The sequence below is a fragment of the Rugamonas violacea genome (assembly GCF_016461825.1).
GTDB lineage: Bacteria > Pseudomonadota > Gammaproteobacteria > Burkholderiales > Burkholderiaceae_D > Rugamonas.
In genome coordinates, this window is the sequence record NZ_JAEMNU010000078.1 from 13,180 (window position 1) to 25,762 (window position 12,583).

At 68.4% G+C, this 12,583-nt stretch carries 15 protein-coding genes; 5 read left to right on the forward strand and 10 right to left on the reverse strand.

Annotated elements, in window-relative coordinates; genetic code table 11:
• Positions 1 to 35: 35 nt before the first annotated feature.
• The 7 genes from H7U20_RS14825 to H7U20_RS14855 form a co-directional block, all read right to left on the reverse strand.
• Positions 36 to 1,448: a Dyp-type peroxidase gene (locus H7U20_RS14825; protein ID WP_199759923.1), complete on the reverse strand. Its 1,413-nt coding sequence runs from the start codon at positions 1,446 to 1,448 to the stop codon at positions 36 to 38.
• A gap of 111 nt (positions 1,449 to 1,559) precedes the next feature.
• Positions 1,560 to 2,018 carry a hypothetical protein gene (locus H7U20_RS14830; RefSeq protein ID WP_199759924.1) on the reverse strand — a complete coding sequence of 153 codons (459 nt, stop codon included), beginning with the start codon at positions 2,016 to 2,018 and terminating at the stop codon, positions 1,560 to 1,562.
• A gap of 304 nt (positions 2,019 to 2,322) precedes the next feature.
• The gene (locus H7U20_RS14835) at positions 2,323 to 3,432 is read right to left on the reverse strand and encodes a TIGR03118 family protein (RefSeq protein WP_199759925.1); all 1,110 of its coding nucleotides are present in this window, start codon (positions 3,430 to 3,432) and stop codon (positions 2,323 to 2,325) included.
• 113 nt (positions 3,433 to 3,545) lie between these two features.
• Entirely contained in the window at positions 3,546 to 4,379 is an 834-nt protein-coding gene (locus H7U20_RS14840) for a TorF family putative porin (protein WP_199759926.1), read from the reverse strand.
• Positions 4,380 to 4,396: 17 nt separating this feature from the next.
• Positions 4,397 to 5,638: a S8 family peptidase gene (locus H7U20_RS14845; RefSeq protein WP_199759927.1), complete on the reverse strand. Its 1,242-nt coding sequence runs from the start codon at positions 5,636 to 5,638 to the stop codon at positions 4,397 to 4,399.
• 317 nt (positions 5,639 to 5,955) lie between these two features.
• The gene (locus H7U20_RS14850; RefSeq protein WP_199759928.1) at positions 5,956 to 6,831 is read right to left on the reverse strand and encodes a zf-HC2 domain-containing protein; all 876 of its coding nucleotides are present in this window, start codon (positions 6,829 to 6,831) and stop codon (positions 5,956 to 5,958) included.
• A complete protein-coding gene (locus H7U20_RS14855; RefSeq protein WP_199759929.1) occupies positions 6,828 to 7,427 on the reverse strand; it encodes an RNA polymerase sigma factor in 600 nt (199 codons plus the stop codon). Before H7U20_RS14855 ends, H7U20_RS14850 begins: the two co-directional genes overlap by 4 nt.
• Positions 7,428 to 7,985: 558 nt before the next feature.
• On the opposite strand from H7U20_RS14855, the gene H7U20_RS14860 reads away from it, so the two are divergent.
• From H7U20_RS14860 to H7U20_RS14870, 3 genes are all read left to right on the forward strand, one after another.
• Positions 7,986 to 8,858: an NAD-dependent protein deacetylase gene (locus H7U20_RS14860; protein ID WP_199759930.1), complete on the forward strand. Its 873-nt coding sequence runs from the start codon at positions 7,986 to 7,988 to the stop codon at positions 8,856 to 8,858.
• A 217-nt stretch (positions 8,859 to 9,075) separates the two neighbouring features.
• Positions 9,076 to 9,366 (forward strand): hypothetical protein, encoded by a 291-nt coding sequence (locus tag H7U20_RS14865; protein ID WP_199759931.1) that lies wholly within the window; start codon positions 9,076 to 9,078, stop codon positions 9,364 to 9,366.
• Positions 9,367 to 9,381: 15 nt separating this feature from the next.
• Positions 9,382 to 9,780, forward strand: coding sequence for a hypothetical protein (locus tag H7U20_RS14870; protein WP_199759932.1), 399 nt, complete (start codon positions 9,382 to 9,384; stop codon positions 9,778 to 9,780).
• A gap of 34 nt (positions 9,781 to 9,814) precedes the next feature.
• Here H7U20_RS14870 and H7U20_RS14875 read toward each other — a convergent pair whose 3' ends face one another.
• The 3 genes from H7U20_RS14875 to smpB all read right to left on the reverse strand — a co-directional run bounded on the left by H7U20_RS14875 (position 9,815) and on the right by smpB (position 11,724).
• On the reverse strand, positions 9,815 to 10,363 hold the full coding sequence (locus tag H7U20_RS14875) for a FlgO family outer membrane protein (protein WP_199759933.1): 549 nt from the start codon (positions 10,361 to 10,363) through the stop codon (positions 9,815 to 9,817).
• Positions 10,364 to 11,059: a hypothetical protein gene (locus H7U20_RS14880; protein ID WP_233410771.1), complete on the reverse strand. Its 696-nt coding sequence runs from the start codon at positions 11,057 to 11,059 to the stop codon at positions 10,364 to 10,366.
• A gap of 215 nt (positions 11,060 to 11,274) precedes the next feature.
• Complete coding sequence (gene smpB, locus H7U20_RS14885) at positions 11,275 to 11,724, reverse strand: SsrA-binding protein SmpB (protein ID WP_199759934.1); 450 nt, start codon at positions 11,722 to 11,724, stop codon at positions 11,275 to 11,277.
• Between the two features lie 90 nt (positions 11,725 to 11,814).
• Between smpB and H7U20_RS14890 the strand changes: the two genes are divergently transcribed.
• Both H7U20_RS14890 and H7U20_RS14895 read left to right on the forward strand, forming a co-directional pair.
• Complete coding sequence (locus H7U20_RS14890; RefSeq protein WP_199759935.1) at positions 11,815 to 12,246, forward strand: type II toxin-antitoxin system RatA family toxin; 432 nt, start codon at positions 11,815 to 11,817, stop codon at positions 12,244 to 12,246.
• A complete protein-coding gene (locus H7U20_RS14895; protein ID WP_199759936.1) occupies positions 12,239 to 12,523 on the forward strand; it encodes an RnfH family protein in 285 nt (94 codons plus the stop codon). The genes H7U20_RS14890 and H7U20_RS14895 overlap by 8 nt, the downstream gene beginning before the upstream one ends.
• Positions 12,524 to 12,583: the final 60 nt, after the last annotated feature.

The following is a 12,583-nucleotide window of genomic DNA, read 5'->3' on the forward strand; positions in this document are numbered from 1 at the left end:
CCGGCGGCAGGAAGGCGGCGCCGCGCCGGTGCCGCTTAGCCCAGGCCGGCCAGGTAGCGCAGGCCGCTGATGCTGGGGAAGAAGCAGTAGACGCTGCCGCGCGTGACGATGGTGCGGCCGAAGCCGTTGATCACGGTGTTGCCCGACCCCTTGGCGCCCTTGCCGGCGAAGGTGAAGGAGCTGACCGGATCGTTGACGCCGCTGAAAATGTCCTGGCCGCTGATGTTGTACACGGCGTTGCCGTCGGCCGAGCCGCCCGGCCCGGTGGCGGCCTTGACGAACTCGGCCTGGTTGTTCCACTGGCTGGTGAGGAACTCGAACTGGTTGGCGACGTTGGCGTTGATGAAGTAGCCGATCAGGCCGCGCGGGATGTTGTCGGGCTTGGCCGCGTCGTAGGCCGGGCCGTAGGGCATGGCGCGGCGCACGATGCGGTGGTGGGCGGCGTCGGTGCCGTTGACCTTGGCGTCGCGCGGATTGTTGCGGCGGATGTGCGAGCCGATCGGGCATTTCAGGCCCAGCGTGTCGTCGGTGGCGATGTCGGTGGTGACGTAGTGGAAGTTGTTGAGTTGCTCGTCGGGCAGCACCGGCCCCTGCGCCTCGGGCGCCAGCTCCAGCGGGTTGCCGTTGCGCCAGCGGCCGCAGAACTTGGCGGCGACCAACTCCGGGTCGAGGCCGGTGCTGGCGGCGTACTGCTGCAGCATGGCGTTGAAGGCGGCGACGTCCTGTTCGAGGATGCGGAAGGCGGCGTAGCTGCTGTTGGTCGACAACTGGGCCGGCGTGACGCTATAGACGCCGTTGCTCTGGTTGGCGTAGCCGAGCAGGAACTCGCCGGTGGCCACCACCTCCTGGTCGTCCGGCGCCATGCGCTTGCTGTCCGGCGCGCCCTTGACGTTGGGCTGGGCGATGCTGTCGCGGTAGTCGAAGTGGACCTTGTTGTCGGGCAGGGCGGTGGCGTCCTGGACGTACAGTTCGCGCAGGCTGCCGGCCCAGGCGGCGCGCAGCTTGGCGCTGACCGCGTCGAGCACCTGGCGCGACTCGGTGACCCAGACGCTGAGCAGCATGTGCACCTGGGCGCCGTCGCCCAGGCCGCCGAGCCAGTACTGCGGCGCGCTGCTGCCGGTGTCGCCGATGCTGTCGGCGGTGACGGGGCTGGCCGCGCCGCGCTGGAAGGCGGGGTCGAAGGTCTTCAGCTGGTCCGCGCTCAGGCCCAGCGCCGCCAGGCCGGCGCAACTGAAGCTGACGTTGAGGAAGCAGGGCGGCTTGGGTTCGACGCGCAGCGCGGTGGTGACGGCGGGCAGGCCGCCGCTGCCGTCGACCAGCGCGGCGAGCAGCGTGCGCACGCCGGCCGGGTCGCTGATGCCGAGGACGAAGTGGCGTGCCAGGTCAACGCGGTAGCCGCGCAGGATGGTGCCCTGGACGTCGGCGAAATCAATGTCAGGATCGGCCATGTTGGCTCTCCGGTGGGAATGGCTGGATGGGGGCGGGCGCCAGGGGACATCGGCTGCGCCGGTGCGGCGCCCGCGGGACGATCAGAACGCGTCAGAACGCGTCAGGACGCATCAGACGGCGGCCAGGATCTGCTGCACCGTCTGCGGGTAGGCGGCGTACAGGGTGTTGTTGGGGATGTGCTGCGAGGCGTCGTTGAGGGTGATGTAGGCCTGGAAGGCCGGCACGTTGTTGATCACCGGCGTCACTGCGGCGCCGCCGACGACGAACTTGAGCAGGGCGTCGAAGACGTCGCCCAGCTGGGTCACGAAGTCCTGAATGTAGGCGTTGAAGTCGCCGTCGTATTCGGTGACGACGCTGATGATCAGGCTGTCCGAGGTGGTCGCGCTCTTCAACTGCGGTTGCAGGTTGGCCTGCGAGCGGTCGAGCAGCAGGAAGCGGGCGAAGTGGACGGTGCCGATGTCTTCCAGGGCGGTGTCAATCTGTTTCTGCGCCTCCACCAGGGTGGCGGCGACGGCTACCAGGTTGGTGCCGGGCAGGCAGGGCATCATCAGGCTGAGCGGGCTGGTCATGATTATCCTCAAGGGTTCGTGTATCGGATCACCGACGCTACGCCTGCCGTCGGAGCCTGTCAAAAAGACCATTTCGACTGTGGCGCAAATGGCACTAATTCAATTTCGCTAGTGACTTGTGGCGTAGCACGAGGATAGTCGCTTGCGGCGGCGCCGGCGGGCGGCGGCGCGGCCACCGCCGGGCGTACTGCCCGGTGCCAGCCGGCGGGCGGCGGCGCGGACGGCAGCGTTGCTTACCCATGGGCATATGTCATGGCTTGCCGGCATGGCACTGGCTTGCGGTGCGCAAGCCGCGCCGCCGCGCTCATTGCATGTCGATGCGGCCGTACTGTCCGTGCTTCTCGTCGGTCGGTCCGGCGGTGAAGAACAGGGTGTTGCCCGGTTGGCTGTTGAGACCGTTGCCGAAGGCGATACCCCTCAGGCCGTCGACCACGATGGCGCTGCCGTCGGCCTTGCTCAGCGCGCCCTTGGCGGCGCCGGTGAGCGGATCGTAGGCGTTGATCTTGCCATCGCCGAAATTGGCCACCAGTAGCATGTTGCTGAAGCTGCCGAAGTTGGCCGGCGCCATCGCCAGGCCCCAGGGTGCGTTGAGGGCGCCGCCGACCACCAGTTGGCGGATCAGCGTGCCGCCGGTGTCGAACACGTCGACCACGCCGGCGCCGGCGCCGATGGTCTCGTCGTCACCGCTGGCAGCGCGCAGCGCGTAGGCGACGTAGACGCGGTCGCCGATGGCCTGGATGCCGAACGGCGCGTAGCCGGCCGGCAGCGTCGGGTCGACGAAGCCGCCGGGCAGGCTGACCTTGGCAAAGCTGCCGTTGAACACGTCGACGCGCTTATTGTGGAAGTCGGCCGCGTACAGGTAGTTGGCGCCGGCATAGGTGGCGATGGCCAGGCCCTTGTAGACGCTGCCGCCGGCGCCACCGTCGAACACGCTGACGGCCGCTGCCGGACTGATCGCCGGCGCCCAGGCCGAGATGATGCCGCTCTCGCCGGCGAACAGGAAGGGGCTGGCGCCGCTGATGCCGTTGGCGCTGAGACGGAAGTCGGCGCTGGCGTTGTAGACAATGCCGGTCGGCGCCGGCGGCGTGGCCACCACCAGCGACTGCGGCACGCCGTTGCCGTCGTACAGGGTGGACTTGTCGGTGCCGTTGGCGGCGACCCAGACGAAGCCCTGCGGATTGAAGGCCAGCCCCCAGCCGTTGACCAGGTTGGGGTCGGTGTGGGCGGCGGCGACGACGGCGTCGGACACCAGGCTGGTGCTGCTGAAGGCGGTCATGGTGGCGGGCGGCGTGCTGCCGGCGGGCGGCATGTAGTCGCCGCCGCCGTAGCCGCCGCCGCAGGCGAACAGGGCGATGGACAGGCCGGCGGCGAGGCCGGCCGTCAGGGTGCGGAGGGGATTGCTGAGGGTCTTCATGGCGCTTCCTTTCGACTGAGATGAGGTGTGCGTGGCCGTTGATGCCGGCGCACGGCCGAAAGGTTTCAGCGGATTGAAAAGAAACTCGCTGCGGTCTTGCGGTGCCGCACGGCTCAGAAGGAGTAGGACAGGCTCAACACCAGCGCGTTCGGTGCCGGGTCGTTGGTGTAGGAGGGCGCGGCATAGGTGGGTGCCGCATAGGCGGGCGCCGCATAGGACGGCGCCGCGGAGGAAGGGCGCTGCTGCTTGCGCGTGCGGGCCAGCCAGGCCAGTTGCAGGCTGGCGTCGCCCAGCGTGGCCTCGACGCCGAGGCGCAGGTCGGCGTTGCTGCGCTGTTGCTCGCCGGCGCCCTGCGACAAGGGCTGCAACAGGCCGAGATGGGCGATCAGCTTGAGACCATCCTGCAAAGGGTGGAAACCGTTTAGCTCGATGTAGGCGGTGCGCAACTCGCGGCCCAGGTAGCGCGGCGCCAGATAGAGGCGGGCGCTGAACCGCTCGCCGGCCAGGCCGACAAAGCCTTCCTGGTAGTCGCCGGCATGGTCGCGGCGGTAGGCGGTGGCGCTGGCGCCGGCTTCCCAGCTCCAGCCGGAGGCGAGCCGGCGCGCCAGGCCGGCGTAGGCGATGAGCTGGGCGTCGTCGCGCTCGCGCGGACGTACGCCGGCCAGTTGCGCGCCGGCATACCAGCCAGCCGCGCTGTCGTAGTTGATGACGAGCTGCGGCGCGGCGCGGCCGTCGCTGAGCGATTCGCCGCGCCAGCGGTAGTCGGAGCTGAGGGTGACGCTGGCGCTGGTCTGCGCGCTGGCGGCGCCGGCCGCCAATAGCAGCAAAGGCAGCAAGGGCAGCAAGGGCAGCAAAGGCAGCAAGGGCAGCAAGGGCAGCAAGGCGGCCGAGATCGCCAGCGACAACGGTGTCGGCAACGCCAGCGGCGGGTCGGCGCCCCATGCCACGCGCCGACCCGTGCGGCTCAGGGGTGGGAGTGGCTGCTGGCGGTGGCGGCGGTGGCGCATGAGCAGGGACAGGCGCCGGCGGCGCGGGTGATGGTGGCACAGGCGTCGATGGTAGCAGCAGCCGGGCCGGACGCGGGGTGCAGCAGGCCGTGCAATTGCGCTGGATCGGCGTCGGGGCGCAGCTCGCGCAACAGGGCCAGCATGCCGCTGACGTGGGCGGCGGCGAAGGAGTTGCCCGAGACGAAGCGCCAGCCGCCGCCCGGCGCGCTGGCGGGCACGTCGCGGCCGGGCGCCAGCAAAGGTGTGTTGCGGCCGGGCGCCAGCAAAGGCGTGTTGCGCGCGGCGGCGTGCGGCGGCTCTTGCTTTGGCGTGGACGTTGCCGCCGTCGTTGGCGTATCGTCGGTCGTGTTGCCTTTCTGCGCGACGGCGATCACGCCGGCGTGCGCGGCCGGGAAGCCGGCCGCTTCGCCCGCTGCGCCGAGCGCGCCGACCACGCTGATGCCGCGCGCCAGAGCGACGTCCAGCAGTCGGTCGAGCAGGCGGTCGGGCGGGCCGGTCAGGCTGAGGTTGATGACGCCGGCGTGGTGCAGGATGGCGTAGTTGAGCGCCTTGGCCAGTGTGAAGCTGCTGCAGTGCGCGCCGCCGCCGGGCGGCTGCCAGCAGGCGCGCAGGGCCATCAGCCGCGCCGCCGGGGCGATGCCGACGATGCCGGCGCCACCGCCGCGCGCGGCGATGATGCCGGCCACGGCGGTGCCGTGGGCCTCGGCGTTGTCGGCGTCGACGTCGGCGTCGACGAAGTTTTCCGCCAGCGCGATCTGGCCGGCCAGGTCGGGATGGTGGCGGTCGATGCCGCTGTCGACCACCGCCACCAGCACGTCGCGGCCGGTGCTGGCGCGGTGCAGCTCGGCCACGTGCCAGTAGCGTGCCGCCGGTTGCACCGGATATAGCGCGGCGAGCTGGCCGGCGCCGGGCGCTGCGGCGGCCAGTCCCTGGTACAGCGCCACCGGCTGCGCCCATTCGACGCGCGGGTCGTGCGACAGCTGGGCGGCGATGTGCTCGGCGTTGTCGCCGGCGGGGAAGGTCATCAGGTAGCAGTCCAGGCCGAGCGTCGGCATCGGCCAGTCGCCAAGCAGTGTCAGGCCGTGGCGGCGCGCCAGTTCGGTGGCGATGCGGCGGCGCGCGCTGCGGCCGCCGTCGTCGATGTAGCGGCCGCCGTAACCGGCGTCTGGACGATAGTGCGGCGCGGGCAGGCGAAGCATGACCAGCACTTGGCGCTCGGTGGCGCGGACGGCGTCGTCGCTGGCGGGCGGGGGTGGGGAGGCGGTTGCTGCGGTCGGGCTTGGTGTCGCCTCGACCTGGTCGGCGGGAGAGCCGGCCCCAGCGCCAACCCCAGCCCAAACGGCAGAGACAGCCCCAGCCCAAGCCGCAGCCGCAGCCGCAGCCGCAGCTCCGGCTCCGGCTCCGACTCCAGCTCCAGCTCCAGCTCCGACTCCGATTCCGATTCCGACTCCGCCTCCTATTCCGGCAATGGATGGCGGCAACAGCAGCGCGGCCACCAACGCGAGGAGGGCGCTGCTCACGGCAACTCTCCCACCGCCAGCGGTTCGGCCAGCACCACGGCCGCCTCGGCGCGCAGGCGGGCGCGGGCGCGCTGCGGGTCGGGAACGGCCAGCAGATAGGCATCCGTCACCGTCGGGCCGTCGACGACGCGGGCTTGGTTGACGCGGAGCAGGCGGCGCAGTTCCTTCTCGGCCGTATCCGGTTTGAAGACGACGACGAGGTTGGCAGCGCCGCCGTCGGTGTTGCCGAGCAGGCGGTAGGCCGGCGGCGCGGCGGGGCGCTCGGCGAGCAGCACGACCAGGCCGGCGATCATGGCGAACTGGGCGGCCAATGCCCACGAGGCCCATGGCGCTTGTCGGGTGAATAGAACGCGCCACCATGCCGCTGTGCGCCATCGTGCCGGCGCCATCGTTGCCGCCGTTGCCTCCTTTGGCGCCGTTGCCGGCGCGGCTGGCGCGGCCGGCGCGCGGAAGTCGAGTTGCGGCAGCAGGCGGGCCAGCGCTGCGGCCATGTCGGGCTGGCGGGACTCGTCCAGTCCAGCAGTGGCGCGCTCCGGCGAGTCGGCGCCGTCGGTGTTGGCGCCGCCGGTATTGTCGCCGTCTGGCGGGGCCGAAGCGTCATCGGACTGAAGGGTGCCTCGATGCCCATGCCCAAGTGCGGTGGCAAGCCGCCCGGCTCCGGCTGGCGCGGGTGTCGCCGGCACGGCGACGCTTGTCGCGGCACGCAACTGCCGCTCCAGCTCGACGTCGCGCCGGCATTCCTCGCAGCCGCGCAGATGCTGGTCGACCAGCGCCGCCTGCTCCGCCGTCAACTGGCCGGCGACGAACCACGGCAGCAATGCCTGCGCGCGTTGGTGGGCCTGCGCGTCCGGCCGGGCGAGGCTTGCGTTCATGGCTGTTGCTCCTTCAGTTCGCTCATCGCGCCGGCCAACAGCTCCTTCAGCTTGCGGCGGGCGTGGAACATGCGTGTCTTGACCGTGTTGAGCGGGCAATCGACTATCGCGGCGATGTCCTGGTAGGCCATGTCGTGATAGTAGGTCAGCAGCACTACGATGCGTTGCTGCATGGGCAACTGGGCCAGCGCCTCCTCCAGCGTGTGTTGCAACTGACGCTGGCTCAATTGCCGCTCCGGCTCCAAGGCCGGCGGCGCCGGGCAGGCGTCCGCCTCCGCCTCGACCGGCTCGTCGCGCAGCCGCAGGCCCTTCAAGGCCTTGCGGTAGGCGATGGCGAAGATCCAGGTCGACAGCTTGCAACTGCCGTCATAGCGCGGCGCCGTCTGCCACACCACCAGCATGGTGTCGTTGACCACCTCCTCGATCAGGGCGGCGCTGCGCGTCATGCGGCCGAGGAAACGGCTCAGGCGGGGGAAGTAGGCGCGGTACAGGGTCTCGAAGGCGCGCCTGTCCCCGGCCATGATGCGGCCCAACAGCTCCACCTCATCCAGGTTGGCGCCGGACGCGCAGGCGTCGCGGCCCTGTCCCTCGCGCATCGCCGACCTCCATGTCTGGCGCGACCGTGCGGCTGCCGTCGCTTGTTTCCGGTGAATACCTTGCTGGAGCAAAATGGTTCAAGGCCGGACGCAAAAAATCGGTCGCCGCCGCGTCATGCTAGCACCGGCCGGACCGGCGTCGCGCTCCGAGTCGGCATCCGCGCCGGAACACGCTGTTGATTCATGGTGTTTAAGGCCACCTCGAAAAAACCACCAAATTGTCGTTCCGCCGATGCGGAATGACGGTTTTTCGAGGTGCCCTTAAGCGGCACCTTTTGCCGACCCCAAAGACCATATCCACAACATAGTTCATGGGTAATGAGGCGAGCATGGCGACACGGTGACGTCCTAGGGCACGCTGCATGAGCTGATCGAACCATTCTATCCGAAGGTGGTCGACGCTGGCCGGCCGCCGATTGTTCGGCGCAGCGGTGCTTGGCCTCTCATATCTTGCGGATGTCCTATGCTGGCAGTTGATCGCTCATGTCGGATTGAACATGGCAATTTGGATAAAAGACGAATGGATCAGCGCTTTGCCAGGTGTTAGCATGACGGCCTATGAGCGACATCGACCATTCCGAGCATATCGACGAACACCTGGCGCCGCTGGCGGACTTCCTGCAACGGCATGCCCGCGTGTTGGCGCTGACCGGCGCCGGCATGAGCACGGCCTCCGGCATCCCCGACTATCGCGACAAGGACGGCGTGCGGCGCGGCCGCCTGCCGGTGCAGGGGCCGGAGTTCCGCCGCTCCGAGGCGGTGCGCCGGCGCTACTGGGCGCGCAGCATGGTCGGCTGGCCGACGCTGGCGCGGGCGGCGCCGAACGCCGGCCATCTGGCGCTGGCGGCGTTGGAGCAGGGCGGCGCGCTGGGCGGCCTGCTGACGCAGAACGTCGACGGCCTGCACCAGCGCGCCGGCAGCCGTCGCTTGATCGAGCTGCACGGCAATATCCACGGCGTGGTCTGCCTCGACTGCCATGCCGAGCATCCGCGCGCGGCGATCCAGGCGGCGTTGGTCGAGGCCAACCCGGCGCTGGCGTTGGCCTTGGCGCGGCCCCTGCCGGACGGCGACGCGCAGATCGAGCCGGACGCGCTGGACGATTTTCAGCTGCCATATTGCCGCCACTGCGGCGGCACGCTGCAACCGGATGTGGTCTTCTTCGGCGACAACGTGCCGCCGCCGCGCACCGCCGCCGCCCTGGCCATGCTGGAGCAGGCCGACGCCTTGCTGGTGGTCGGCTCCTCGCTGATGGTGTTTTCGGGTTACCGTTTCTGCAAGCTGGCGGCGGCCTCCGGCAAGCCCATCGTCGCCATCAACGTCGGCAGGACGCGGGCCGACGAGTTGCTGGCGCTGAAGGTCGAGGCCACGGCGGAGTCCGTGCTGCCGGGGCTGCTTGCGCGCTTGGGGTTGGCTGAGGCCGACGCCCGATAGCGTTGGACAAGGGGGGGCTCATGAATCGCTGGAACGCCGGCGAACCCCAACGGCACAAGCCGGGGTCAGACCCGGCCGGGTCTGACCCCAGCTCTCCGCCGCAGGGCTTCGCCAGCCTCTCCGGCGCTTTGAGGAAGGCAAAAAGCCGCGCCACTTTGGCATTTGTCTAAGTTCCGCCCGCCGTTTGCGCTATACCTGTGCTGATACGGGAGGCCCTATGGATATCAATAACCTGAACGAAGCCTTTGCCGGCGGGCAGTTTCACTTCGTCGTCAGCGACGGCGCGCGGCCCATCCACATCGAGGTCTACGTCGACGGCGCGCCCGTGATGCGCGAGGACTGCGACGATCCGCCTTGCCACGAGATGGTGTTCATTCCGTCCGGCACGCGCGGCGCTGAGCTGTGGGTGGTGGCGCGCGACGCCAACGGCACCCTGGCGCAGCGCACCTTCCGCGTCGGCGACGCCGATCCCAGCGCGGGCGGCGTGCTGGTGGCGGCGGGCCGCTGAGCGCGGGGAGGCGACATGGAACATTTTCTCGGCGAACTGTCCACGCTGACACCCGGCACACTGGCGGCCCTGGCCGCGCTGGCCGGCGCCAGCGGCGCGGTGTTGGCGGCGCTGATCGGCAAGCTGCTGGTCACGCCCATGCTGGGCGCGCGCGACCGCCAGGACCGCGAAGCGGAGTGGCGCAAGCACGCGTTGGAACTGACCAAGCTGGACCTGGAGCGCAAGCTCAAGTCGGGACGCGACCTGCGCGCCCAGCCGCTGCGACCGAGCATCCTGGACTTTCTGGCCAACTATCGGGATCTGCAAGAATTGGGCAAGAGCTCGCCCAAGGATTTGTACACCACCATCCTGACCAAGCGGGTGGCGGGGCGGCCGGCGCCGGCGCCGCCGCTCGACTACGACGAGGTCGACTAGTCGGGCCGGCGCCGGCCGCGCCCGCCGAGGGAAATCAGTTGCGCAGCAGCATGGAGCGCACGATGCCCTCCTTGGCCAGCACGTAGTCGTGTCCGGCCAGCACGAAGTTGGTGTTGGGCTGGATCACCTTGATGTTGATGAACACCATGTCGCTGGTCTCGGCGTAGGAGCCGACCACGATGGCCTGGGCGTGGTGGGTCTGCGCCACGTCGCCGATCTCGCGGGTGAGCATCAACTCGCCCTGGTTGCGCTTCATGTAGACGCTGTTGCGCAGCTTCATCTCCAGCATGTTCAGGCCGCCTTGCGACAGCCGGGTGGAGATCTCCTCCGACACCAAACGGCCCAGCGTGGTGGTCTGCTCCAGCGCGTCGATGTTGACCACGGTGGCCATGATCAGCGGCTTGTCGGCGGTCAGTTTGCCGCTCAGCTGGGCCAGCAGGGTGTCGGCCGCCTTGTAGTTCGAGGCGATGAATTGATTCGACGAGATGGTCGAATAATTCGGCTCGTCCTTCGGCGTGGTCGAGCAGGCCGCCAGCAACAGCGGCAGGGCCAGCACGGACAGGGACACCAGTTTTTTCGTCATTTAGCGTTCTCCGCGCAGCTGGTAGGTCTTGCTCAATTGGGGCAGCTCGGGTTCCTTGTCGATGATGCCGTACAGCACGCGGTCGCTATCGGTCACGTAGTAGGCCGAGGTGTTGCGCGCGAAGTAGCGGTACTGGTCCGACACGGACAGCGTGACGATGAGCTCGGTGCGCGGCGTGGCGCCGGGCGCGAACTGGTCGTTGAACCAGGAGTAGGCGTCGTGGGCGCCCACACTGGCGGCGGCGGCCAGGGCCAGCGGCGGTTCGATCTCGGTCAGCACGAAGACGCCGGCGGCCAGCGCGCCGTGCTCGCCGTGGTAGCGGTATTGCGGCCGGTCGGCGGTGAAGGTGACGGCCTGCACGTCGAGGTCGATCTTCAGCGAGCCGGCGGCCGATTTGGACACGGTGTAGCCGTCGTTGACCAGCGAGGTGATCAGTTGGGTGGTCACGGCCCGTTGGAAGGGGCTGGGGTTGGGCACCTCGTTGATGAACAGCGGACGGGGCGGGTTCTTCTTCAGCTCGGCCAGCATGCTCGCTTCGATATGCCCGGCGATCGTGCCCCAGTGGCTGGCCGCCTGGAGTTTGACCTGCTTACTGGCGGGGAAGTTTGTCGCCTGGGGGACGGGCGAGTAGCGCGCCGCACATCCGGCCAAGATCAGGCCGGCCACTATCGCTGCTCCGGTTTTCAGCACCATCATGCCCTCGTCAAAGTCTAAAGTGAACAGCCCATTCTACGCCCGGCTTGGCGGGGCGAAAAAGGGTAATTTCCTCCGGCCAGTGTAGCACGGATGTTTCTATTTGGAAATTCACAGCAGAACAAAAGCTTGCGGTTTGTGCGCCGTGGCCACGGTAAACCGCGCGCGGGCGCGGCGCGGCGGCGCGGTCCGACGGCGTGGCCCGGCCGGTGCGGCCGCTAGCGGCGGTTTTGCTTCATCGCCGAGGCGACTTCGCGGGCGCCGTCGCGGTCGCGCTCGGTGGCGCGCTTGTCGTGCATCTTCTTGCCCTTGGCCAGGCCGATCTCGCATTTGACGCGGCCGCCCTTGTAGTGCAGGTTGAGCGGCACCAGGGTGTAGCCGGAGCGCTCGACCTTGCTGATCAGTTTGTCCATCTCGGCGCGGTGCAGCAGCAGCTTGCGGGTGCGCACCGCTTCCGGGTGGATGTGGGTGGAGGCGGTCGGCAGGGCGCTGACGTGGGCGCCGAACAGGAACAGCTCGTCGCCACGGATGGTGACGTAAGCTTCCTTGATCTGCACGCGGGCGTCGCGGATGGCCTTGACTTCCCAACCCTCCAGCACGATGCCCGCTTCGAAGCGGTCCTCAATGAAGTAGTCGTGAAAGGCTTTTTTGTTATCAGCTATGGTCATGAGATGGTAAATAGTAGGCGCGGGTCGGTTAAACTACTGTTTCGCGCCAAAAGTCGCGAATAATTCAACATCATAGCAAACGGTTACGCAATGGCAGTAGTACATAAATCGGTTTTCCTGGGATACAGCGCGCAGCAAATGTTCGATCTGGTGGCTGCGGTCGAGGATTATCCCAAATTTCTGCCATGGTGCGGCGGCGTCGAGGTCAAGCAGCGCGGCGAGAACACCGTGGTGGCCAGCCTGGGCATCCACTACCACGGGGTACGCCAGAGTTTTACCACATCCAACGTCAACACACCGTCGACCGGCATCAAGATGCGGCTGGTGGACGGTCCTTTCAAGGCCCTCGACGGCACTTGGACCTTCAAGGCCCTGCGCGAGGACGCCTGCAAGATCGAGCTGGACCTGCATTACGAGTTCTCCAACATCATACTGGAACAACTGATCGGCCCGGTGTTCGGCATGATCGCCAACAGCATGGTCGATTCCTTCTGCAAGCGGGCGGAGACGGTGTATGGCTGAGCAAATCCACGTGCAGGTGTGCTACGCCGGCGCCACGGCGCAATGGCTGCGCGACTTGACGGTCGCCGCCGGCACCACCTTGGGGCAGGCGATCGCCGCCAGCGGCCTGCTGCTGGAGGCGCCGGAGATCGACTTGGCGGCCATGCCGGTCGGCATCTTCAGCAAGAAGAAGACGCTCGACACGGTGCTGCGCGAACACGACAGGGTGGAAATCTACCGCCCGCTGATCGCCGACCCGAAACACGCCCGCCGCCGGCGCAAGGTGGCCACGGCCTGAGTTCGCTGCATTACCGGATAAAACTAGGGCGCGCCACCGGCAAACGGTGGCGCGCCCTAG

Bases quoted from the DNA above. Each gene is read 5' to 3' on its own strand.
- H7U20_RS14825 (WP_199759923.1), bottom strand. From the start codon at position 1,448: ATGGCCGATCCTGACATTGATTTCGCCGACGTCCAGGGCACCATCCTG.
- H7U20_RS14830 (WP_199759924.1), bottom strand. From the start codon at position 2,018: ATGACCAGCCCGCTCAGCCTGATGATGCCCTGCCTGCCCGGCACCAAC.
- H7U20_RS14835 (WP_199759925.1), bottom strand. From the start codon at position 3,432: ATGAAGACCCTCAGCAATCCCCTCCGCACCCTGACGGCCGGCCTCGCC.
- H7U20_RS14845 (WP_199759927.1), bottom strand. From the start codon at position 5,638: ATGCTTCGCCTGCCCGCGCCGCACTATCGTCCAGACGCCGGTTACGGC.
- H7U20_RS14850 (WP_199759928.1), bottom strand. From the start codon at position 6,831: ATGAACGCAAGCCTCGCCCGGCCGGACGCGCAGGCCCACCAACGCGCG.
- H7U20_RS14855 (WP_199759929.1), bottom strand. From the start codon at position 7,427: ATGCGCGAGGGACAGGGCCGCGACGCCTGCGCGTCCGGCGCCAACCTG.
- H7U20_RS14860 (WP_199759930.1), top strand. From the start codon at position 7,986: ATGAGCGACATCGACCATTCCGAGCATATCGACGAACACCTGGCGCCG.
- H7U20_RS14865 (WP_199759931.1), top strand. From the start codon at position 9,076: ATGGATATCAATAACCTGAACGAAGCCTTTGCCGGCGGGCAGTTTCAC.
- H7U20_RS14870 (WP_199759932.1), top strand. From the start codon at position 9,382: ATGGAACATTTTCTCGGCGAACTGTCCACGCTGACACCCGGCACACTG.
- H7U20_RS14875 (WP_199759933.1), bottom strand. From the start codon at position 10,363: ATGACGAAAAAACTGGTGTCCCTGTCCGTGCTGGCCCTGCCGCTGTTG.
- H7U20_RS14880 (WP_233410771.1), bottom strand. From the start codon at position 11,059: ATGATGGTGCTGAAAACCGGAGCAGCGATAGTGGCCGGCCTGATCTTG.
- smpB (WP_199759934.1), bottom strand. From the start codon at position 11,724: ATGACCATAGCTGATAACAAAAAAGCCTTTCACGACTACTTCATTGAG.
- H7U20_RS14890 (WP_199759935.1), top strand. From the start codon at position 11,815: ATGGCAGTAGTACATAAATCGGTTTTCCTGGGATACAGCGCGCAGCAA.
- H7U20_RS14895 (WP_199759936.1), top strand. From the start codon at position 12,239: ATGGCTGAGCAAATCCACGTGCAGGTGTGCTACGCCGGCGCCACGGCG.